The organism is Pseudoalteromonas sp. 3D05, assembly GCF_002723455.1.
GTDB lineage: Bacteria > Pseudomonadota > Gammaproteobacteria > Enterobacterales > Alteromonadaceae > Pseudoalteromonas.
The window spans coordinates 65,688-89,170 of record NZ_PDUS01000003.1; the positions used below are offsets into that span (position 1 = coordinate 65,688).

Annotated in this window: 20 protein-coding genes; 10 read left to right on the forward strand and 10 right to left on the reverse strand. The window is 40.6% G+C overall.

Annotated features, from left to right (window positions below):
- Positions 1-9 precede the first annotated feature (9 nt).
- A complete protein-coding gene (locus CSC79_RS04485; protein WP_099294492.1) occupies positions 10-933 on the forward strand; it encodes a LysR family transcriptional regulator in 924 nt (307 codons plus the stop codon).
- 286 nt (positions 934-1,219) lie between these two features.
- On the opposite strand, the gene CSC79_RS04490 is transcribed toward CSC79_RS04485, so the two are convergent.
- The 4 genes from CSC79_RS04490 to CSC79_RS04505 form a co-directional block, all read right to left on the reverse strand.
- Positions 1,220-1,960 carry a dienelactone hydrolase family protein gene (locus tag CSC79_RS04490; RefSeq protein WP_099294494.1) on the reverse strand — a complete coding sequence of 247 codons (741 nt, stop codon included), beginning with the start codon at positions 1,958-1,960 and terminating at the stop codon, positions 1,220-1,222.
- Positions 1,961-2,009: 49 nt separating this feature from the next.
- Positions 2,010-3,236 carry a glycerophosphodiester phosphodiesterase family protein gene (locus tag CSC79_RS04495; RefSeq protein ID WP_099294496.1) on the reverse strand — a complete coding sequence of 409 codons (1,227 nt, stop codon included), beginning with the start codon at positions 3,234-3,236 and terminating at the stop codon, positions 2,010-2,012.
- Between the two features lie 28 nt (positions 3,237-3,264).
- Positions 3,265-4,125 (reverse strand): carboxylate/amino acid/amine transporter, encoded by an 861-nt coding sequence (locus tag CSC79_RS04500; protein ID WP_099294498.1) that lies wholly within the window; start codon positions 4,123-4,125, stop codon positions 3,265-3,267.
- Positions 4,126-4,209: 84 nt separating this feature from the next.
- Complete coding sequence (locus tag CSC79_RS04505) at positions 4,210-6,342, reverse strand: M3 family metallopeptidase (protein ID WP_099294500.1); 2,133 nt, start codon at positions 6,340-6,342, stop codon at positions 4,210-4,212.
- Between the two features lie 464 nt (positions 6,343-6,806).
- Here CSC79_RS04505 and CSC79_RS04510 point away from each other — a divergent pair, with 464 nt between their 5' ends.
- The gene (locus CSC79_RS04510) at positions 6,807-7,676 is read left to right on the forward strand and encodes a mechanosensitive ion channel domain-containing protein (RefSeq protein WP_099294839.1); all 870 of its coding nucleotides are present in this window, start codon (positions 6,807-6,809) and stop codon (positions 7,674-7,676) included.
- A 207-nt stretch (positions 7,677-7,883) separates the two neighbouring features.
- Entirely contained in the window at positions 7,884-9,518 is a 1,635-nt protein-coding gene (locus CSC79_RS04515; RefSeq protein ID WP_099294502.1) for a methyl-accepting chemotaxis protein, read from the forward strand.
- 161 nt (positions 9,519-9,679) lie between these two features.
- Here the strand turns inward: CSC79_RS04515 and CSC79_RS04520 are convergent, their stop codons facing one another.
- Positions 9,680-10,234: a DUF308 domain-containing protein gene (locus CSC79_RS04520; RefSeq protein ID WP_237113956.1), complete on the reverse strand. Its 555-nt coding sequence runs from the start codon at positions 10,232-10,234 to the stop codon at positions 9,680-9,682.
- A gap of 342 nt (positions 10,235-10,576) precedes the next feature.
- On the opposite strand from CSC79_RS04520, the gene CSC79_RS04525 reads away from it, so the two are divergent.
- From CSC79_RS04525 to yegD, 6 genes are all read left to right on the forward strand, one after another.
- Positions 10,577-12,265 carry a mechanosensitive ion channel family protein gene (locus tag CSC79_RS04525; protein ID WP_099294506.1) on the forward strand — a complete coding sequence of 563 codons (1,689 nt, stop codon included), beginning with the start codon at positions 10,577-10,579 and terminating at the stop codon, positions 12,263-12,265.
- A gap of 358 nt (positions 12,266-12,623) precedes the next feature.
- On the forward strand, positions 12,624-14,903 hold the full coding sequence (locus tag CSC79_RS04530; RefSeq protein ID WP_099294508.1) for a TonB-dependent receptor: 2,280 nt from the start codon (positions 12,624-12,626) through the stop codon (positions 14,901-14,903).
- Between the two features lie 110 nt (positions 14,904-15,013).
- Positions 15,014-15,313, forward strand: a complete 300-nt coding sequence (locus CSC79_RS04535; RefSeq protein WP_099294510.1) for a hypothetical protein — start codon at positions 15,014-15,016, stop codon at positions 15,311-15,313.
- Positions 15,314-15,456: 143 nt separating this feature from the next.
- Entirely contained in the window at positions 15,457-16,113 is a 657-nt protein-coding gene (locus CSC79_RS04540; RefSeq protein WP_099294512.1) for an HAD family phosphatase, read from the forward strand.
- 30 nt (positions 16,114-16,143) lie between these two features.
- Entirely contained in the window at positions 16,144-17,010 is an 867-nt protein-coding gene (locus CSC79_RS04545; RefSeq protein WP_099294514.1) for a DNA ligase, read from the forward strand.
- Positions 17,011-17,074: 64 nt separating this feature from the next.
- The gene (gene yegD, locus CSC79_RS04550; RefSeq protein WP_099294516.1) at positions 17,075-18,442 is read left to right on the forward strand and encodes a molecular chaperone; all 1,368 of its coding nucleotides are present in this window, start codon (positions 17,075-17,077) and stop codon (positions 18,440-18,442) included.
- An 11-nt stretch (positions 18,443-18,453) separates the two neighbouring features.
- Here the strand turns inward: yegD and CSC79_RS04555 are convergent, their stop codons facing one another.
- From CSC79_RS04555 to CSC79_RS04565, 3 genes are all read right to left on the reverse strand, one after another.
- Positions 18,454-18,918, reverse strand: a complete 465-nt coding sequence (locus tag CSC79_RS04555) for a methylglyoxal synthase (RefSeq protein ID WP_087532055.1) — start codon at positions 18,916-18,918, stop codon at positions 18,454-18,456.
- A 17-nt stretch (positions 18,919-18,935) separates the two neighbouring features.
- Positions 18,936-19,571, reverse strand: a complete 636-nt coding sequence (locus CSC79_RS04560) for a LysE family translocator (RefSeq protein ID WP_099294518.1) — start codon at positions 19,569-19,571, stop codon at positions 18,936-18,938.
- A 105-nt stretch (positions 19,572-19,676) separates the two neighbouring features.
- The gene (locus CSC79_RS04565) at positions 19,677-20,846 is read right to left on the reverse strand and encodes a multidrug effflux MFS transporter (RefSeq protein WP_099294520.1); all 1,170 of its coding nucleotides are present in this window, start codon (positions 20,844-20,846) and stop codon (positions 19,677-19,679) included.
- 504 nt (positions 20,847-21,350) lie between these two features.
- Here CSC79_RS04565 and CSC79_RS04570 point away from each other — a divergent pair.
- Entirely contained in the window at positions 21,351-21,824 is a 474-nt protein-coding gene (locus tag CSC79_RS04570; protein WP_099294840.1) for a hotdog fold domain-containing protein, read from the forward strand.
- On the opposite strand, the gene CSC79_RS04575 is transcribed toward CSC79_RS04570, so the two are convergent.
- Positions 21,825-22,316 carry a polymer-forming cytoskeletal protein gene (locus CSC79_RS04575; RefSeq protein ID WP_058559868.1) on the reverse strand — a complete coding sequence of 164 codons (492 nt, stop codon included), beginning with the start codon at positions 22,314-22,316 and terminating at the stop codon, positions 21,825-21,827.
- Positions 22,306-23,454 (reverse strand): M23 family metallopeptidase, encoded by a 1,149-nt coding sequence (locus tag CSC79_RS04580; protein WP_099294522.1) that lies wholly within the window; start codon positions 23,452-23,454, stop codon positions 22,306-22,308. The genes CSC79_RS04575 and CSC79_RS04580 overlap by 11 nt, the downstream gene beginning before the upstream one ends.
- Positions 23,455-23,483 lie beyond the last annotated feature (29 nt).

The following is a 23,483-nucleotide window of genomic DNA, read 5'->3' on the forward strand; positions in this document are numbered from 1 at the left end:
GGAGTGACTATGAAAGTTTCGTTTGAACAATTAAAAAGTATGGTGGTTTTTGCACAAATTGTTGAGCAAGGCAGCTTAACGGCTGCGGCAAAACAGTTAGGTTTAACCCGCGCTGTGGCGAGCTATCATTTAAAAAAACTCGAAACTCAACTCGAAGTGAGTTTGCTAAATCGCTCGACACGGACCATGGCATTAACAGAAGCGGGGATTGCCTATTATGAGCGTTGCCGGGTTATTACAGAGCAAGCGAATGCTGCAAACTTACAAATAGAAAACATTAAAAATGAGCCTCAGGGGTTATTAAAAATAAGCTGCCCCGTAAATGTTGGCATGCAACTGATAGTACCGGCTATTAATGACTTTAAACGCCAATACCCAAAAATCGATATCGACTTACAGTTAAGCGATGAAGTTATTGATATTATTAAAGGTGGGTTTGATTTTGCTCTACGAGGGGTCGCTCTTGATGATTCAAACTTACAGGCAACCAAGCTGACTGTAATGAGCACGTGTATTTGTGGCTCGCCAGATTACTTTGCTCACTTTGGTAAGCCTAAAACGCCGGAGCAACTAAAAGCACATAAATGGGTGGTGTATCAGCTCGGGAGCAAAACACTGACATTACAAAAAGACGGCAAAAAATACAGTGTAATTATGCAAGGAGGGTTAAGCACCAATAATGCCGCAGCACGTACCGCGTTTGTTGAAGCTGGGCACGGCATTGGACGAATTCCTCTTTATGATGCTTGGCCTAAAGTACAAGCTGGTTTATTAGAGATAGTGTTAGATGATTATAAAAGCAAAGATATAGAGCTTTATGGCGTATTTCCGCCCGGCGGTGCAGGGTCTAAGAAGTTACGCCTCTTTATTGATTACCTTAAAAATTACTTTGTAAAAAAGCACACCGCTTTGGGTATGCTTAAAAGTAACTAACGCAGTAGCCAGCTGATTGCTTAAAATAAGTATACCCAAGCCACCTCAAGATGCAGAATTCAGCGTTTCACAGGGGCTTAATATCAAGGCGTTACTTTGCAAGAATGGCAGTCCCTTTTAAGAAGTAACAACGATGAGAGTAAGTCCCAGCGAAACGCCCTATGGGTTGGTTTAAAAGCAATTTAAACTGCGTTATAGATTTTAACAATAGAACCATTATTACTTGCAATCTATGCCTTGCCTAAATCGCTTTTAATCCCAACTGAAACTCGCATCTTGAGGTGGTTTAGGTATACAAAGTACGACTAAATAATGCCACCGCTTGCTGATACATCGCAATTGCAAGAGCAGGGTCGTAACGCGCCCCTTCGTCGCGCATAAAAGCGTGTTGTGCATTCACTTCTTGCCATTGATAGTTGATATTAGTAGCCACTGCTTGTTGGTAGATTTTATTGCGGCCTTCCTGTGGCACATGCGGGTCTTGCTTACCCCAAATAAAGTGAATTTCACCTTGAATGTCAGCCATACGTTCGAACGAATTATTGCCTGTCGCTGCTGGTAGGGTATCGCTGTGAATATCGGTAGCATATAAGCAAAAGGCTGCTTTAATTGCTGGGTTTAGTGCAGCTCTATAAGCTAAATGCCCACCAATACAGACACCCATAGCGCCCACAGAGCCAGTACAATAATCTTGTGTTTGCGCAAAATCGATTAACGCTTGGGTGTCACTGTCATGAGATTCAAGTGGCTTTGCCCATTTATCAGCGTTGCCTTTGTCTTTACCTTCATCGTCGTATGCAAGCACAGTTCCTAAAGGGTTTAACTCATGAAACACTTCTGGCACTAATACCACAAAGCCGTGACCTGCTAAAAGTGCAGCGCTGCGTGCTATCGGGGCAGTTTGTTGGAAAATCTCAGAGTAAAAAATGATTGCCGGAAACTTACCATCGGCTTGAGGGCGATAAACACTGGTACGCATAGTACCTGTTGCTGTTTCGATATCATGGCTTTGATGCTGAATAATCATAATGCGCCTTTAGAGGGAAAATTAGCTTATCATAGCAAAGCATTACGCATTACTCACTGTTTGCCATATTCATACAACTGGCATAATAACTCACCGTTGCAGGCCAATCTGAAAATATAGCTATTACGCCCACATCTTGAGCTAATACATCAACCACCTTCATCATATCGCCATCGTTATTAATTGCCTGTTTTATTGATTGATAGTAATAGCCACCACCGTTATCAAGTGGGCCAGAGCGTTCAAGGCTCCATGCTATAAGTTTAAGTCCTGCGGCTTTAGCGGAAGTAGCGTAAAGGGATGGCGCAATCTGTTTGTTGTTATCAACAGTTAATAGCATCCAAATCGGTGGAGCAAGAATACGTATGCCGTCATTATAGAGCTCAGTCATACTTGGTTGCCAAGTAGCAGGGTTGTTTGGGTCGAAATTAGTTGTTTCGTCGCGACCATCTAAGTACACGCTGTTATTTGCAAATTCAGGATTATTGTTTATCCAATACTTTACGTCATCAAGATTAAATGACTGGGGAAAAACATGTTCACTCGGCACATTTTGTTCAGTGTATTCATCCAGCACTTTTTGCGCATACTGAGCCTGTGTAAAGCCATTAAACGGCATTGGTACTTGCGGTGATTTTAGCTCTGGGGTCATTTTTACGCCCAGCTGCTTGAATAGGGCAATGCTTTGTTTATGGCTCATTAGTGTGCCATTACTTGCGTATAAATCAGTGCGCCAACTAGGCGTACCATTCAAATACTCAGCGATTGTGGTGGCTTGGTTATTGGCGCCGTCCATTTTACCTTTCAGTGTTAAAAACTCAGCGAGGGTAATATCACTGGTACAGCATTTTACTTGAGCTGGTTGGCCGCTCTTTGCAGGTTGAAATGGCACGGTGCATTTTGCGGCTAGTTCCGGCACGGCTAAAATATTGGTGGTGGTATGTAAATCACATTGGGAGTGGCGACACACCAGTTCTTTATCTTTGGTAAAAGCTACATCGCACTCTAAAACACCCGCGCCCATTCGCGCTGCTGCGACATAAGACTCTTCAGTATGCTCAGGGTATTGCATCGGCGCACCACGATGACCAATGGAAAAGTCTGTTTTGTAAAAAGGGCCTTCGCTGCATGCTTGCAGTTGTGTTTTTAACTCACTGGTTGGCATCTTGTTAATAAGATAATAGGGCCTAGAGCCCACTTGAACATTTGAGCCTTGCGGTGTTTGACTACAGGCGCTCAATAATAGTATCAAAGATGTACAAATCAGTAATTTCATAAAACCCTCACAATTAACTAATGACAGTCTAGGCTTTATTTGTGGCATTTCTATTAAGGTACTGATTTAAAAGCAGTGCTAACACAATAATGGCGCCCCCAATACTGAGCTTTATAAGGTCGGCCTCGCGATTCCAAATAATAACATTAACCAAAATCCCGGCGGGAATGAGTAAGTTATTCATGACTGCTAAGCCGCCAACGTTAACCTGAGTTGCCCCTTTGTTCCATGCAAAATAACCAAAGCCAGAGGCAATTGCGCCCAAGTAAATAAGAATTCCCCATTGGGTGCTGGTGGTGGGAAGCTTGCTGGTATCACCAAATAGAGCAAAACATACACATGCAACAATTAGTGCGCCAACAAAAAACCAACCAAACACAGTACGTTGTGGTAGCTCACTGCCAGCCATTAAGCGTTTGTAGGTGACTTGCCCGGTGGCAAAGCAAATATTTGCAGCTTGAACCAGTAATAGCCCTGTAACAAAATGCTCATCAATACCTTGATAGCGAATAGCCACCGCTCCGGCAATTGCCAACAGTGCGACAAACAAATATTGGGGGTTAAAGCGCCGTTCAAGTACATCGTTTAACAGTGCGATATATAAAGGTGTCATTACAGTAAAGAGTAATACTTCGGGCACGCTGAGGTATAAAAAAGAGTGGTAATAAAAGCCATACATGGCACCTAGTTGTACTGCGCCAATTAGCATGAGCTTTGTAATGACTACCTTGGGTATGGTTGTAAACTTTAAAAACGGTAAAAATACTAATGTTGCTAAGGCTACACGCATTAACACGCTAAACCATGCATCAACCTGGCCTGCCAAATACACGCCGATTAAACTAAACGAAAAAGCCCAAAGTAGGGTAGTTGTGAAAAGGTAGGTCATGATTTTACATCAGTAATTTTAAAGCCTTACTATAACAAAAAGCCCGCAACAGTGTGCGGGCTTTATTACTAAATTAAGTAGTTATTATTCTACTAAACCACGGCGCTTAAGTAATGCGTCTGTAGTTGGCTTTTGACCACGAAACTCAATGTAGCTTTGCATTAAGTCACGGCTGTTACCTTTTGATAAAATTTCTTTACGGAAGTTATCACCGTTTTCACGAGTAAGGCCGCCTTGCTCAGTCATATGAGCAAATGCATCGGCTGCAAATACTTCAGTCCAAAGGTAGGCGTAGTAACCCGCAGAGTAACCACCAGCAAAAGTATGGCTAAAGTAGCAAGACTTATAGCGTGGAGGTACTGGGTAATAAGCAATACCGTGCTTTTCTAGGGCCTCGTGTTCAAACTTTTGAACATCAGTGATTTCAGTGTCAGAACCAAATGAGTGCCACTCCATATCAAGTAATGCAGCTGCTAAATACTCAGTTGTACCAAAACCTTGGTTAAAGTTTTGTGACTCTAGTACTTTATCCAGAAGCTCTTTTGGGATTGGCTCCCCCGTTTTGTAGTGTTTAGCGTAGTTCGCAAGCACTGTTGGTTCAATATTCCAATCTTCGTGAGCTTGTGACGGGAACTCAACAAAGTCACGTGCTGTTGCAGTACCTGCAAGGCTTGGGTATTTAACGTCTGAGAATAAACCGTGCGCTGCATGACCAAATTCATGGAACATGGTCGTTACTTCAGAGAAGGTCATTAAGGTTGGTTGACCTTCTGCAGGCTTAGGAATATTTTGCGCGTTATAAATAACTGGTTTTGTGCCTTTTAAGCCACTTTGGCCAACGTATGCACTCATCCATGCACCGCCACGTTTACCTTCACGTGCATACGGGTCCATATAGAACAAGCCAATTGCGCTGCCATCAGCGTCAAATACTTCAAATGCCATTACGTCTTCGTGATAAAGCGGTAAATCTTTACGCTCTTTAAACGTAATACCGTACAGTTTTTCCATTGCGAAGAACATGCCGTCGTGGATAACAGATTGCATTTCAAAGTATGGCTTAACTAACGCTGGATCTAAGTCATATTTAGCTTGGCGGACTTTTTCTGAATAAAATGCCCAGTCCCAAGGTTGTAAAGCAAAAGTTTCACCTGATGCATCAATTACTTTTTGAATTTCAGCCGCTTCAGCTTTCGCTTTGTGAACAGCTTTTGGCGCTAAGTCATCAAGTATGCCGTATACATTCTCGGTCGTTTTAGCCATTCTGGTAGTCATTACATAGGATGCCCAGTCTTTATAACCTAACAACTCCGCTTTTTGTGCACGTAAGTTGGTTTCTTTGATGATGATAGGGCCATTTGTATCTTGTGCACGTGTTGCAGATGCTTTGAAAATACGCTCACGTAGTTTACGGTTTTCTAGGCTGCTTAAAATTGGCTGCTGAGTGGTGTTCACAAGCGTGATCATGTAACCTTCTTTGCCTGCTTTTTTAGCGGCAGCGGCTAAGCTCTCTATATGTCCTTCAGATAGGCCAGCAAGTTCGCTTTTATCTGTTACTAGAATCACATCTTCTTTAAATGACTTTAAAACATTTTGTGAGAAAGCCGTTGATAATTTTGCAAGTTCCGCGTTAATTTCACGCATCTTTGATTTTTGAGTTTCATCAAGTTTTGCGCCAGCATTGACAAACTTAGTGTAATAAAAATCGACAAGTCTTTGATCTTCTGCACTTAACTTAGCTTTGTTGTTGTAAATGCTTTCAACACGTTGAAACAACGCTTTATTAAGGTAAATATCGTCTGAGTGAGCAGAAAGCACAGGAGCCATCTTCGCAGCAATACGTTGGTACTCACTATCAGAGATTAAGCCAGATAAGTTGTAAAATGCTGTTGATACTCTATCGAGTAGCTCACCTGAGAGTTCAAGTTCGACTAAAGTGTTCTTAAAAGTAGCCGGCTTAGGATTATTTGCGATGGCTGCAATTTCAGCTTTTTGCTGTGCAATACCTGCATCGAATACAGGTTCATAGTCTTTAGTGCCAAACTTATCAAATTCTGGCGCCATATACTGTAATGGGCTTGGCTTCATCAAAACGTTATCAACACTAACTGTTTGTACTTGCGTTGCTTGTTCAGTTGAGTCTTCAACTTGTTGTGAACTACAAGCTGATAATAGTAAAGCGCTAGCAATAGTGCTAGCGATGAGAGATTTGCGCATAAAAGCTCCAATATAAGAATAAGCCTTAAAGTGTGATAAAGGCATTAACCAACTAACTTAGCAAATTTTAGATTATATACAATTAAGTTTATCGAATTAATGAGTCAGTTGGGCGCAAAATAGAAGTTTTAGGGATAAAAATAGCGGTCTTGTGTTAAAAGCCGCTTAAATTTGATTGTTTGCACGACGTCATTTTTTATCGTAGACCCTAGGAAGAACCCTTTGGGCAGCGCATGTTTGGCATTTATACTGCGTTATCGCCTATTTATGAGGAACAACCACACTGCTTAGGCGCTGCCTTGCCTAAATACCAAACATACTGCTGCAAAATTAATCACGAAAGGTCAACACGCCCTAGTGCTTTTACAATAAATAGCATAATGGCCTTAGCAATAACGTATTTTAGACGTACTATGGCTTTATTGAAGTTTTTCTACGCTGACTTACGCTCATTTTGGACCACTATGAACTTAGATAAAATTACTTACTATTTAAATTATGTATTGTTCACTTACGGTGAAGTCAGTATTACCGTGTCTAAAATAATTCAAGTTCCCCTTATATTGTTTGCGATGTGGTTTGTGGTCACGCGAACAGGGCGCCTAATTAAGAAGGCATTACTGGCCCAAAAATTGAGTCCTGATGCGGTACTATTATTTACGCGTATTTATTTAGTACTTTGCATTGCGATACTTGTTTTTACAACTTTAGAAGTACTGAGCATTCCTTTAACTGCATTTGCTTTTGTTTCAGGGGCTATTGCTATTGGTGTTGGTTTTGGCGCACAGAATATTATTAATAATTTTATAAGTGGTTGGATTCTGATGTGGGAACGTCCGATTAGAATTGGAGACTTCTTGGAAGTTGGAACTGCTAAAGGCGTTGTTGAAACAATAAAAACGCGATCAACACGGATCCGTCGAAACGACGGTGTTCATATGCTAGTACCAAACAGCCAGTTATTAGAAAACACAGTAACAAACTGGACTTTGATAGATCGCAATGCACGCTCTTCCGTCAGTGTTGGTGTTGCTTATGGTTCAGACGTGGTGCTGGTGGAAAAGCTAATTATGCAGGTGCTTAATGAAAACACATCAATTTTACCGGCTCCCGCAGCATCTGTGTTCTTTGATGATTTTGGTGAAAGTTCACTGGTGTTTAATGCTGTTTTTTGGGTGTGTGCTGAATCGGAGACCATGCTTAGAAAAGTCCGTAGTGATATTCGATTTAGTATTTATAAAATATTCGAAGCGCATAATGTGGTTATTTCTTTCCCACAACGCGATATTCATATTGATGGTGAAATAGCATTGACGCGCAAAAAGCATCATTGAAGCTCAAATTACGTTGTGGCGCTAACCTCGGTTACAGTTGTTTACATTTGAGGTTCGTGTAAAAGGTAATAATTATCAATACATTAAAGCATAGTCGGTTTATTTAGGTAGTTGAAAGTCTATACGGCTATTTAAATTGTTGAAGATAAAGGTACAATTCAAGTGTTAATGAGAGTTCGCTCTATGTTGTCATTACTTGGAAAAACCATGAAATTGTTAACCAACTGTTTGAATAACTTAAAAGTATCAGCAAAATTACGTCTGATAATTGCATTTGCAAGTATCATCATTTTTATCTTACAAATACACAGTGCCTATGACCTTAAAGAGCATATGCTGTTAGAGCGAAAAGCCAGCGCCAAATTATTGATTAATAATCTACAAAGTCAGATTGCCGCACTACAAAATACATATGGTAATTCGCCTAAAAAACTAGAGAGTGAAATTAAACGCATTGTAGAAAGCTCTCGCTATGGTGAAAGCGGGTATTTTTTTGTATTTGACCTCAATGGAGAGATGGTACTTCATCCTATCAAACCTCAACTTAACTCCTTATCAATGACGGAACACGAAAAGCCATTTATTGCGACTGCGTTTACTAAATTTGTTAACACTGCTAAAGCGTATAACAATGGGTTTGTCTATTATCAGTGGCCTAAGCCAGGTTCAACAGAGCTCGAACAGAAGTCTTCATTTGTACAGCGCTTAAACTATGGGCAATGGGTGGTTGGCACTGGGATATATTTAGATGACATAGAGTCAGAATTTACAGAAATGCTTATAGTTAGCGTAATAAGCACATTGGGTTATGTTTTACTATTGATCATTTTGGCTTCTTTGGTGGCGCGAAATATTACTAAACCTCTGGCAAAGCTAACATTATCCATGAATGACATAGCAGCGACAAAAGATTTAACTATTGTTTTAAAAAGCCATGGTAAAGATGAGCTATCCAGTATGGCGCGTGCTTTTAATGCGATGAATCACGACTTCAAAGGGGTATTGAATATTATCAGTAATAATACCAGTACGCTCGCATCCCAAGCTGAAGAGTTGGCTTGTGTAACAAGTCAAATACAAGTAGGAATTATCGAACAAAAGCAGCAAACAATGCAGGTTGCAAACAATATTGAAGAGCTTAGCTCACAAGCTCTCTCTGTTACTAACCAGACAGAGCAAAGCTTAAACACCACACAAAAAGTTGAAATGCTCAGTAAGCAAGGTCTAGAGCATGTTGCAGATAATCTCAATTCAATTACTCAAGTTGCTCACAATGTAGAGCAAGCGCAATCTGTAGTACTAGAATTACAGGCCGCATCAGAACATATTGGTGATATTTTAAATGTGATTAAGCAAGTTGCGGAACAAACCAATCTACTTGCGTTAAATGCGGCAATAGAAGCGGCTAGGGCAGGTGAACAAGGACGAGGTTTTGCTGTGGTTGCTGATGAAGTACGCACACTGGCTAAACGCACCCAAGACTCAACAGGCAGTATTGAAGCTATGATTGAGCAATTACAGACCCGTGTACAGGTTACTGTTGAACAAATGCTACAAGCACAAAACGCAACGCAGGAAGGTCTAAAAATAAGCCAAAAATGTACACATACTTTGCAAAGTATCGATGAGGCCGTACTTGTGTTATTTACTATTAATGAAGAAATAGCGCAAGCGACCAGCGAACAGCAAACCGCTGTAACAAACATCAGTCACAATGTGTCTGAGATCGCAGCCATTGCTGAACAAACACAGTTGGGGGCTAAGCATACGCATCAATCAAGTGAGCAACTGAGTGAAATGTCTCAGCAGTTAAATGGGTTAGTTGCTGAATTTAAGTTATAGATAATTGGCTTTGGTATATACCTTAACTATGTCAATCGTTGAGCTTACACAGGCGCTTACTCTTATTCTTATTACTTCCTATAATAGGTGTTAATACAGCTTAAGTTTAAGCCCCTGTGACAGACACAATTGAGCACCTTTAGGTGTGTGGGTATAAGGAATCAATTAACGTGTGTTGCGAGCTTTTTTAATTTGAGCGAAAAGCCCATTATCAAAGTACCAAAAACAACAGCATACGTTGCAACTAGCCAAAGCAAAGTATGAATACCGGCGCTGGGGTTAAAAACCAAGTACAAGCCAAAAACAACCGAAATGACACCAGTAATAATTAAAAACCACTCCCCAGTTATCTCAGCTCTAAGCTTAATGGCAACAAGTATTTCAACAGCGCCTATCGTAATGGCCCACGCTGCAACATAATAAAGTAACAGTATGGCTGTGATATTTGGAGCAAATAAAGTGACTGCCCCTGCAATGAAAGATAAAACCCCTCCGATTAATAACCAGCGCCAATATGGGTTATGTTGTTTTGAACTCCATGCAACCCACGTTCTTAGTAAGCCGTCAAATAAAAAGTATCCAGCAAAAAAGAACAACAGAATATTGAGCGATGCCTCTGGAGCAAACCAGGTAATAACACCCAAAACAGTCGCAATCAGGCCCCGAATAAAAAGCATTGACCAATTTTTTGAAAGTGTATTTGTTAAACTCATCATATACCTCAAAGGTAGGTGGGCGATGTATCCCTTATACTTGAAAAGCTACGTTAGCGTGTACCATCATCTTGGTCAAATAACTTGCGTAAATAACGATAGCCAATTTGATTAAAACAATGATTAACTTTTAAATAATCGTATAGCCTCTTATAGTTAACCTAAACTCTGAATAATAGACCTATCTCCAGCGGCTACGTTCAACGCTACCTGTGTTGAATTTACTTGCAATAGGCCAGTTATTGACGAGTATATTCGCTTTGTTACCGTTAAAAGCCTCAGGCTGGAGACGGGTTAATACATTTGCTATTTAAAGGCTACTTTTAAAATACCAAGGATAAATGAATGGCTGAGAACGTGAGGGGTGGTTGTTTAAATTGGGTAATGATGATTCTGCTTGCCAGTTTAAGTATTGGTGTTTTTGCAGAGCCTGAAATTACCGTAAAATCAATCATGGATAATGAGGACAAAGAGAAGACACAAACAACGTCCCCCTCACAGCCTAAAGACCTATCAGCAGCTCATAAAACAAGCAATGAACAAGCCATGGAATCAAGCTCGTTATACTATGATGAGTTTCATCGATTAACACCACGCTCTGCAATGCAAGCTTACTTTAAAGCAGCACGGGCACGAAACTTTGAATTAGCGGCTAAATATTTAGATGTACGTAATTTGCCCCTAAACGTGCAAAGTATTTCACCAGCACTTTTAGCTGAAGACTTATTATTGGTTTTAGACCGAACTGTATGGGTTGATATAGACACATTAAGCCAAAGCCCAGAAGGAAAACAAAATGAAGGTGTACCCGATTACCGAGATTTGGTCGCACAAATCCCGACTTCAATTGGCCCTATCCAAATTCTTTTACAACGTGTTCCAGGAAATAATGGGAGTCCTCGTATTTGGAAAATCTCAAATGCGACAGTAAGTAAAATCCCATTTTTGATTGAAGAGTTTGGTTACAACGCTGTGGGAGAGTGGTTATATAGACACTTGCCTCAAGCTGAATTATTAGGAGTGATGTTGTGGCAGTGGGTATATTTTACAGCAACTTTTTTAGGATTCGTGTTTTTTGCAGTGCTTATAACACGCATTATTGCTGCAATTATACACCGATTAAGCGTTCATACATCTGCGGATATACTCGCCTTTATCAAAGGACCCATTTGCTTATTAATGGCTGTTATTTTGGCACGTACATTTAATGATAAAGCTAATGTAACACTCGCAGTTGTTGCTATCTCCCAGGGGGCAACCGTTTTAATAATTGCATGGGTTTGGGTGTTTATACGTGCTGTCGACATACTAAAACATCGTTTAGCTGATCGATTTATAATGCAGGACAAGCCTCAGGCAGTTTATTTGTTGCGTCCAATGAGTAATGTTTTCAAAGTTATCATCATGATTATGGCGATTTTAATCTGGTTTGAAAATCTAGGCTTTAATGCAACCACATTGATTGCGGGTCTAGGGATTGGTGGTTTGGCTATTGCGCTGGCCGCACAAAAAACAGTTGAAAACATTATTGGTGCAATTACGCTTTATATTTCAGCCCCAGTAAAAATTGGTAGCTTGTGTAAGTTTGATAATCATATTGGCACTATTGAAGAAATTGGTTTGAGGGCAACGCGGATCCGAACACTCGAACGCTCAGTTGTTTATGTCGCAAACGCTAAATTTGTCGATATGCAACTGGAAAATATTTCTGAGCGAGAGCGTATTTCTTATCGACCCAATTTAATGCTGAGTGCCAAAACGCAGAAGGACGATCTGCATGCCTTCATAACAGCATTTAAACAGTTATTGACTGAACATGAAGCGATATGTAGTGAGCCCTGTCGAGTAAAATTTAAGGGATTTACGCCATGGGCATTACAAGTCGATGTATTGAGTTATGTAAATACTACCGATTTTAATAAGTATCTAGACGTCATAGAAGAACTAAACCTAGCCATTATTTGTTTACTTAATAAACATAATTGCGAACTTGCGAGTCCAGAGTTCGTAAACCCAAGTGATGACCTAAAATAAAAACTGAAATAATAACCATTACCAACTCTGTGCTTTTGCTACAATTTTTGCAATTATTTAATACAGGACATATGTCCGCTAAAGTGTGAAATATTTGCATAAATGAGTCTAAAAGTCGTCATGTTGTTGCTAAAAGTTGTAAAAAACTTGTTTTTTTATACGTATTAATGCAGTAAAAGTGTCATGAAGTGCTATAATATCGTCCGTTCGATCAGCCTCTTTACTTCGTTTTGCACTCTCGACTAAGAGGTCCGCGCAGATTATTCAAGGCGCGAAAAATTGATTGAGCCCGCCGAGTGAATTTGGCGCAACACCTTAACCGTTGAACAAGAGTGCATTAAAAAGGCTAAACCCCAACATGAAAGCAATGAAAAGATCTACGTTAGCAACCCTTATTAATGCAACGTTGTTCTCTGCAGTAGCAGGTACTTCATTTTCAAGCGCAGCAGAAGATGCCCCCGCTGCAGATAAAAACAACCAATTAGAAGTTATTCAAATTACCGCACGTAAACGTGTAGAGAATGCGCAGGAAGTTCCTGTTGCAGCATCTGCATTGCAAGGTGACGGGTTAGAAGCAGCAAGCTCTGCTGGTATGGATATTCGCTTTTTAAATGCGAAGATCCCAAGTTTAACCGTTGAATCTTCGTTTGGTCGTTCATTCCCACGCTTTTATGTTCGTGGTCTTGGTAACTCAGATTTCGATTTGAACTCATCACAACCAGTCTCTTTAGTGGTAGATGAAATTGTTCAAGAAAGCCCTATTTTAAAAGGTTTCCCTGTATTTGATACGGGGCGAGTTGAAGTTCTTCGTGGACCTCAAGGAACGTTGTTTGGTCGTAATACACCGGCTGGCTTAGTTAAAATTGACTCTGCACGCCCAACACAAGATTTTGAAGGCTATGCGGCTTTATCTTATGGTTCATTCAATTCAATTGATTTTGAAGGTGCTGTAAGTGGCGGGTTAACAGATAATGTATCTGCTCGTGTATCTTTATTACGTCAAGAGCGTGATGATTATATTGATAACCGTTTAGCTGGTAATGAAATTGATGACGCAACGGGTGGTTATCAAGAAACAGCTGCTCGTGTACAATTTTTATATGAAAAAGATGACTTAAGTGCATTATTTAATTATCACACACGTGATTTAAATGGTAAGCCAATTGTCTTTCATGCAAACGCGATTGAAGCAGGTACGAACAAACCACGTGCTGGCTTTGACCCAGAAGTTATTTATCAAGATTCAGTACAGTTTGCGACGCAAAATGTTGAATCACAAGGTGCAAGTTTAAAAGTTGAATATGACTTTAATGCTCATACCTTAACCTCAATCAGCGGCTGGGAAAGTGCAGAAATCTTCTCTCGCGCGGATGTTGATGGTGGTTTTGGTTGCGGTAACACATTTGTTCCTGGTTGCCCAACTCCAGAGATGGGTCCTGGTTTTATATTCTTAGCATCAGAAACGGCAGATGCTTTACCTGATCATAATCAATACACGCAAGAGTTACGTTTATCGAGTGACTTTGCTGGTGACTTTAACTATCAAGTTGGTGCTTTTTATTATAATGAAGAGCAAGTTATCGAAACTTATGGTTATGATGGTCTAGGCGCCAATTTCTTAACGGGTTACGTACGTCAAGATCAAGAAACGACTGCTTGGGCAGTATTTGCCTCAAGTGAATATCAGTTATCTGATAAGTTAGAAATCACTGCAGGTTTACGTTATTCAGATGATAAGCGTGACTTTACTGCATCACGTTATGCATCACCAGAGTCAACTACCGCTAACCTAACTAAGTCTGTGGCACCAGAAGATAGCCATGTATCATGGGATTTAGCAGCAGCTTATAAATATTCTGATGATATTAACTTATTTGTTCGTGCAGCGAATGGTTTCCGTGCACCAAGTGTTCAAGGCCGTATTCTGTTTAGCGATGATGTAACAGTTGCTGACTCTGAAACAATTAACTCTATTGAAGCAGGTATCAAGTCAGATGTACTTGATGGTAGTGGTCGTATTAATGCGACTGTTTTTTACTATCAAATGGATGACCAGCAACTAACCGCTGTTGGTGGTGATGCTGGTAACACTGCACGCTTACTTAACGCTGATAAAACAGTAGGTTATGGTTTTGAAGTTGATACTCAATGGGTATTATCTGATAACTTTGATGCAACATTCAACTTTAGTTACAACAATACTGAGTTGCAGGACGATGCATTATTTTCGCAAGGTTGTTTTGCATGTACTATAACAGACCCTTCGACTGACCAAGGTTTTAGCCTTGATGGTAACAGCTTACCTCACGCACCAGAGTGGATTGCTAACTTTACTTTACGTTACACACAAGAGCTAGGTGACGGTGAGTTTTATGCTTACACTGATTGGTCTTACCGCAGTGAAATTGACTTTTTCTTATATGAATCAGTTGAATTTACTGGTGAAGCCCTACTTGAAGGTGGCGTGCGCACTGGCTATAAATGGTTCTCGGGCGATTATGAGTATGAAGTAGCAGCCTTTGCTCGTAACATAACTGATGAGCAAGTATTCATCGGCGGTGTTGATTTTAGTAATAACTCAGCAATCGTAAACGAACCGCGCTTTATTGGCGCAGAGTTTAAAGTTAACTTCTTTTAAGGTTAACTAATTACAATAAAACCCGCTTTTAAAGCGGGTTTTTTCATTTCTATTGCTAGTTTATACTGCTAAAGTAGCTCTCATTAACTGATAAAGAAAAGAGACAAATAATGGCTGGATTTTGGAACTACCGTGTAATTTTTTGTGAAGCGACCAAAGATGAAGCAGCGCAATATCAAATTCATGAAGTTGAATATAACCTAAATGGTAAAGTAACAAACTGGTCTGAAACCGGTGCGGCACCATTTGGTAATACTGTTGAAGAATTGCAAGCCGATAGTGATCGGTTAAAAACGGCGTTTGAAAAACCGGTGCTTAAAGTGGTTCGTAAAGAGCGCGGTTATGATTTGGTCGATGTGGAAACTGGCGAAGAAGCATTTGCTGAGCCGCCTGCTGGCCTCGCAGGATAATTTATCAATTATAAAAGGTGCCGAGTGCGCCTTTTTTTAGCGCTTTAAATAACCTGAGCTCTGGATAATAAATATATTTGTGATTTAATATCAATACACTAGTACATCTCTTAATCAGAGTTCAGGTTAAATAAGGAATGACGATGGCTTTACAGGCAATACTATTTGATATGGACGGCACCTTGGTTGACTCTGAAAGTGTGCATTTTAATTGCTGGAATGACATTTTAGCCGAGTATGGTATTCGCTATGAAGAAGAGGAGTTTTGTCAGCATTTTTCAGGTAAAGCGACCGTAGAAGCGGCCAAAGAAGTCGTTGCATATTATAACTTAGCAATTACACCACAAGCACTTGCACAACGTAAGTATGATTATTTTAGTGAATTTGTCACAACTCACTTGCCACCACTTATGCCATTTGCAAAAGAAACCTTGCTCGCGATTAAAAAAAGTGGTTTAAAGATGGCGTTAGTTACAGGCAGTGCAAGGGATGAAGCCCTACCTATTCTTAAAGGGTATGGCTTTTATGAACTGTTTGACTGTGTAGTAACGAAGGATGATGTTGCAAACCCAAAGCCTGCTGGCGATCCTTATTTATTAGCACTGCAAACACTTGCAATTAAACCTGCGAATGCCGTTGCGGTTGAAGATACCCATACCGGTGTAACAGCTGCTTTTAAAGCAGAGCTCGCTGTGGTAGCGGTGCCTAATAAGCATACCTTAAATCATGATCTCAGCAAAGCGACTGCACAGCTCGTCGATTTACAAGAGTTTTTGCAATGGGTACAAAATAAACTATAGTTTGCGTATCTACTTTCTAAGGATACGACGATGAAAAAAGGATTTTATACTTTATTATATTTATGGCTAATTATACTGCCTTTAACTGGTTTAGCTCAAAGTGCTGATGAGGGAAGCGTTACGCCACGTGTTCAGCTTGCAAAAGTGTATGATAAAAGCAGCACAGTGGATGTGTCTGAATACTTAGTGAGTGAAAAGTTTGATGGCGTGAGGGCCATTTGGACTGGTGCTGAGTTTGTCACGCGAAATGGCAACCCCATCAAACCTCCTCGCTGGTTTAGCCGTGTTTTGCCTCAAGTGTGGCTCGATGGTGAGCTTTGGACAAAGCATAATGACTTTGCGGCTCTAAGTGGCATTGTGCGCACAGCCAATCCAGCCGACAGTGCTTGGCAAAGGGTGACGTTTCGTATTTTTGATATGCCCGATCAGACAAATCCTTTTAGTATTCGCTACAAAAATTACCAACAGTTAGTTAGAGCAATTAACAAGCCGCATATTATTGGGGTAGAACAGCACCAGTTTTTGTCAAACCAAGCTCTCACCGCCTTTTTTGAACGAATAACTAAACGCGGTGGTGAAGGGGTGATGCTGCATCTTGCAAGCGCTAAACATCAAAGTGGTCGCTCTTCAGCGTTGTTAAAACTTAAGCCTTATTTTGACGATGAGGCAACAGTCATTGCTCATCATCCAGGCAAAGGAAAATACCATGGGATGCTTGGTGCCTTAAAAGTAAAAAATAACGCTGGAGTTACATTTAAAATAGGAACGGGCTTTAGTGATAAACAAAGGCGCGACCCGCCAGCGATTGGTGCTCTTATTACGTACAGATACCATGGCTATACAAAAAATGGTCTACCACGTTTTGCTAGCTTTTTACGTGAGCGCCCGCAGGAATAACGTTTTAAAGCTGCGTTAAATGTGCTAAATTGCGCGGCCTTTTTGTCGTCAGTGTGGTGAAGCAATGGTAGTAGGTTTTGATTATGGTAGTTCTAATTGTGCAATGGGTGTTATAGGTGCAAACAACCTTGTTGAACTTGTACCATTGGAGCAAGGTAAGCATTACTTGCCATCGACCCTTTATACTCACCATAGCGCATTGGTCGTTGATTTTGTTGCCAAGAACCTAACAGGCACCCCATTCGAGCACGATTATAAAAGCCAGCGCCAAGCCTTACTTAATACATTGCCACGCATAAAGTCTGACCTTGATTTAGCGGATGATGAACAAAGTATATTTATTGGCCGAGAAGCGATTAGCGAGTATGTGCAATTTCCTGAAGAAGGCTATTTTGTTAAATCACCGAAATCATTTTTTGGTGCAACTGGTTTAAAACAAGGCCAAATTAACTTTTTTGAAGACATTGCTACGGCAATGATCTTAAAAATAAAACAACGAGCAGAGTTGTCACTCAAGCAGTCATTAACTCACACAGTGATTGGCCGTCCTGTTAACTTTCAAGCGGTGGGCGGTGAAGAGTCGAATCAGCAAGCAATCGGTATTTTAGAGCGTGCTGCAAAACGTGCGGGCTTCAAAGACGTTGCCTTTTTATATGAGCCTTTAGCCGCAGGAATTGATTACGAAAGTAATTTAATTCAAAACCAAAAAGTACTCGTAGTTGATATTGGTGGTGGTACGAGTGATTGTTCATTTGTGCAAATGGGCCCGGACTTTCGCGGTAACAGCGAGCGAGATCATGACTTTTTAGCTCACAGCGGTAAACGTATCGGTGGAAACGACCTAGATATTGCGCTGAGCTATCATGGCTTAATGCCTTTACTCGGTTTAGGTAGTACGTTTAAATCTGGCTTACCATTGCCCAATCAACCTTTTTGGCAGGCATGTAAAATTAACGATGTAAATTTACAAAGCCAATTTTACGCACAAGCGCATACTCGTGAGCTCATTACTGCACTTCGTGATGCAAATGAACCAGCGCTTTTCCAACGTTTAATTAATTTACAACAAAATAAGCAGGGGCACCAGCTAGTGCAACAAGGGGAAGCCGCTAAAATAGCCTTATCTTCTGAACAAAGTTACAACTGTAATTTAGACTTTCTAGCGACGGATTTAGCTAAAACATTGGATTTAAGAGATCTCGCGTTAGCCGTTGAAGACTCTATAAGTCAAATAGTGACGCTGGCTAAAGAAGCAATTAAAGAGGCTGGCGTTGTACCAGACGTTATTTATTTAACCGGGGGCAGTGCACAGTCGCCATTAATAAAAGCGGCACTCAAACAGCACTTGGGCGATATTAATATGGTGAACGGCGACCACTTTGGTAGTGTTACCGCCGGTTTAACCAAGTGGGCAAATATGCTTTATAAGTAGTCGGTGCCTACTTATAAATCTACTTGCCGAGTAGCGAGGTATTTTTCGTAATCCGGCAAGGTGCGCTCAAGCTCACTGTTCATTAATGTTGAGCTTAATAGCATATCCGCACTGACTTCATTACAGGCTACAGGAATATTCCATACCGCAGCCAATCTTAGCAATGCTTTTACATCAGGATCATGGGGCTGCGATGCAAGTGGATCCCAAAAGAAGATAAGCATATGCACTTCGTGCTCAGCAATCTTTGCTCCAAGCTGTTGGTCGCCCCCCATAGGGCCGCTTAATAGTTTTACAACGTTTAACCCGGTGGTTCGTTCGATTAAATGTCCTGTGGTGCCTGTACCATACAATGTATGTTGGCTAAGGCTAGCATGGTGTTTTTTACACCAAGCTTGAAGAGCTGCTTTTTTACCATCATGAGCAACCAAAGCGATATTTTTATGCGCTGGGAGTGACTGTAATTTTTGTTCCATATTGACTCTTATTGTTATTACATTAGTAAATTAATGGCCAGTGCGATAAATACTACACCTGTTATGCGGTCAATCCAAACCTGGCTTTGTGGATGTGCTCTAAAATAGTGTGCAATTTTATCGCCGAAGTAAATATATGTGCAGTCGATAGGAAAAGCAAAAATAGGGTAGAGTAAACCAAAAAATGCCAGTTGAAACGTGGTTGAGCTTGATAGGGAGGGATCAACAAACTGCGGTATAAAAGCAATAAAAAACAGCGCCACTTTTGGGTTAAGCACTTCTGTCATCATCGCTTGAAACATAACGTTGGATTTCTTTTTGGTCGTGATATGAGGCTTCTCGTCACTATTGCATTGTGGCTCCTTAAACGTGCTTTTAAGCATACTAGCACCCAAATAGCAAAGATAGGCAGCGCCTGCATACTGCACCGTCGCATAAGCGGTCTCAGAGGCTTTTAAGATAGCCGTTAAACCAACTACGGCAAATAAAGTGTGTACTACGCCGCCAAGGGCAAAACCAAATGCACTTTGTAAACCCGCCGCGCGGCCATTAGCAAATGTTTGCGCCATAAGAAATGCGTTAGAGGGGCCAGGAGCAACAGCAATTAAAAAACTGGCTGCGAGGAAAGATAATAAAAATTCAACGTTTATCATTGTTAAGGCATGTGATTTCAATGGGCATCATATTAACAAAATTTGTTAAAAAGAAAAGCGAGCCTTGGCTCGCTTGTTGGGTGTGCTTACTTAAATAACGCATTGTTAATACTTATTTTTGAAAAGCAAATAGCAAAACGGGGTCAGCAATAAAAAGTGAACACTAATTAATTGTGGAGTCGATAAATTAAGATATTGCGTCAAAAATACGAGCAAACTTGCACCGCTCATTTGCATAAGTCCAATTAAAGCAGACGCAGTTCCCGCTTGTTTTGGGAATATGCTGAGCGCACCTCCAGCCGCAGAGCCTAACGTTAAAGCAAAGCCAAATGCCGCAATAAACATAGGTGTCATTAATGCCAAAGGCGTTTTTAGATTACCCAACAGTATCATCAAAAAGCCAGAGCCTATGAGTATCAATAAACCACACTTTAACGCTTTAGTTGCATTTTTCTTTATAAATACAGGCATGGTGAAGCTTGCTAAAATACTCAGTACAGCATTGATTGTGAACCAAAAAGTGAAATCAGCAACACTTCCGCCAAGCTCTGTAATAAGCCAGCCTGGTGCCAGCGTTACAAATACCAAAATTGCAGACATGGCTACCATGCAAATTAAGCTATTAAAAAGAAAAATAGGGGTTGTTATAATTGGAATAAAGCGCCTTAAGTCGAGGATATGGCCATCGTAAACACTATCAGCAGGGCGGGTTTCCTTAAACATAAGTAAGGTAACAATGAGACCTAGAAACGCAAAGCCAGCTAAAAATAGAAAATTCATGCGCCAGCCAAACTGAACTGTAAGCCAAGCACCCAAAATAGGTGCTAATGCTGGGATAAAACACACAATACCATTTAAATAAGTGATCATTTGGCCGCTTCGCTCGCTGCCAAACCTATCTCTGACAATTGCAAAGGCCACTACAAAAGTTGCACATGCTCCAAACCCTTGTACGGCACGTGCTACTAACATGGCATTGAAGTTTGGGGCAAAGTAAGCGCCTAAAGAAGCTATGCCATAAAGGCTTACGCCAACGAGCGCAACTGGTTTACGGCCAAATTTATCTGCTAGTGGGCCAGCGATTAACTGCCCAAGTCCTACCGTTAGCATGAAAATAGCCACGGTTTGCTGAACTTGTTTTTCACCAACTTGAAATTGTTTTGCAATTGTTGGAAATGCGGGTAGATAAATATCAATTGCCAAAGGGCAAAAAATCACAAGAAGCGCAAGGATCAATAGCAAGTTAATAGTATGTTTGGACTGGGGTGGGTACATTCGAACTCCTTTAAAACAATATTTTAAGTGCCTTGTAGGTAAATTGAAAGCACTCTATTTATTAAAAGAAGAAAATATCTAAAGTCATCATTGTATTAGGGTCTGTTTATCATTTCGGATTATAATGTGTTCAGCTATGGGCGGTTTAATCGCGGCGCGAGGTTTGTAACCTAGTGAGCTAAGTCAAAACCGAGCGAAGCTTACGCGTTCTGATCACGCCCTTTACCACTATTCATGTAGGCAACAAAGAGTAAATTGCCCCTAGGCAGAACCCAAAGGGTTGCGCCTGTTTGGCATTGATGCTGCGTTATCGCCTATTTACGAGGAATAATCACGCCACATAGGCGCTGCCTACCAACTACTAAACAGACTGCTGCAAACTTAACCTTGAAAGGTAAACAGCCCCTAACAGTTTGCTTAACAGAATATGATGTTTTTTAGCTTTTTATAACTGGTCTGATGTGTTAGCTTTGTGATTATTAAAGCATTCACATGAGAAAAATAATGAGTGAACAATCTGCAGTTTTAAAAACATGGTTAAGATTAAAGAATATGCCGTTTGGTAATTGGTTATTTACTAAGGCTGTATGTTTTAAAGCCCCTTATTTTGGTTCAATGAAACCCTATATTTTGGATTTGAAAGAGGGCTATTGTAGTGCAGTAGTAAAAAATAGGCGCAGCGTACATAATCATATCGGTACTATTCATGCGATTGCGCAATGTAATTTAGCTGAGTTATGCGCTGGCGTTATGGTTGATGCAACCGTCCCATACAAAACCCATCGCTGGATCCCTAAAGGGATGACTGTGAGTTACTTAGCTAAAGTAGATACTGACGTGACAGCTATTGCAGAAATTCAAATGCCAAGGCAATGGTTAGATAAAGAAGATTTAGTGGTACCGGTAAGGCTTTATAACACCCGTAACGAGCTAGTTTTTAGCGCAGATATAACAATGTACATTACAAAAAAGAAATAGTTACTTTGTTTTCTCGGCAGATTGTTTATTGAAAAATGACAAGTCACTATCACCTGTATCTAACACGGAAGTAAGATCAGGTTTATCATTTTCGGTGCTCTTTAGCTCGACGGTTTCTGCTTCATGGCGTTGTTTTAAGTTTCCTTCAATCGTTGCGCCAGCTTCGATACTGAGGGTATCTTGGTATATATCGCCATGTAATTCTGCGGTTTGTTCAATAATAACTTTACCCGCATTGAGTGAACCGATGATCTTTCCTTTTACAACAACGCTATCAGCAACCACGCTACCTTCAACAACACCAGTAATACCAATCACTAACAGGCTAACACGTACATCACCATCAATTCGGCCATCGAGCTGAACTTCACCTTGGCTGGTTAAACTACCAGTGAGGCGCATATCTTCAGAAATAATAGAAGGTGTGTTGTTGGTTCTTTTTAATTGGTTACCAGTTAAACCAGTATTAGTTTGCTTTTTTTTACCGAACACGTGCGAGCGCCTTAGTAATTTTAACAGGGTTAACATGCTTGTCATTGAGTAACACTTCATAATGCAAGTGCGTACTAGTACTTCGGCCAGTGCTACCCATCAAGCCAATTACGTCATTTTTAGTGACCGTTTGGCCTTTTTTAACTTTAATTTTATTAAGGTGGCCAAACCGAGTTACAAATCCATTCTTATGTTTTAATTCAATAAAATTACCATAACCGCCATTACGGCCAGCACGTAGGACTGTACCATCAGCAGGTGCGAAAATTTCGGTTTTATGCCAACCAGCTAAATCAACGCCTTTATGAAATGCTCTGCGACCATTCATAGGATCTTTACGTAAACCGTAGCTGCTTGAAATATAATAATCTGCGGCAGGGAGAGATTGCGGTAACTCATTAAGTAAGCTTTCAAGGCTATTTAGCAGTAATAATTTATCAGCGATGGCTAAAAATTCACTCGGAATTTTTGATTCATCAAATACATTGAGTGGGCCACCCTGTGCGGTGTCATTCGAATTGATGAGTAGTCGACTTGAAATGGCATCATCAATTCCCGCCACTTTTAGTGTTGCTAAAATACGTTGTTGGCGGTTTTCTATGTGTGCTTCAAGTGCGGTAAAATTGTTTTGATAGTGCTCACTTAAAAGAGCGAATCGTTGCTCTGCTGAGTAGTTGTTTAGGTGCGCCGTATTTTTACCACTAACCGGTTCATCAACAAGAGGCTCATGAAAATCACCTTGTTTTTTCTCTTCAATTTGAACTGCATCAGTCTCGCCTACTTTGCTAATAGACTCAGGTAACGATTCAATCATGCTTTGCAGTAAAGCATGCTTTTGCTCAAGTGCAGCTAATTGCTCTAATTGTTTTTCATGTAGTGCTTGTTGAGTTTGCTGTTGTTGTTGCCATTGTTGCTGTTTTGTTATTTGGCTTTTTTCAATGTCTGAAATTTTATTCGTTTGAGAGTAAACATGAGCGGTTGTTGTTACCAGCCACACTGTGGCTGCTAAAATAGCTAAAACAATTGAAAGTTGAAGCCAAGGCGCTAAAACCACATGTTTAACCTCGCCATTTTGACGGATCAATAGCTGTCGGGTAGGAAATAATTTGTGGTAAAAAGACTTAATAAATACTGACATGGCTCATAAATACTGGCTATTAACTGGTC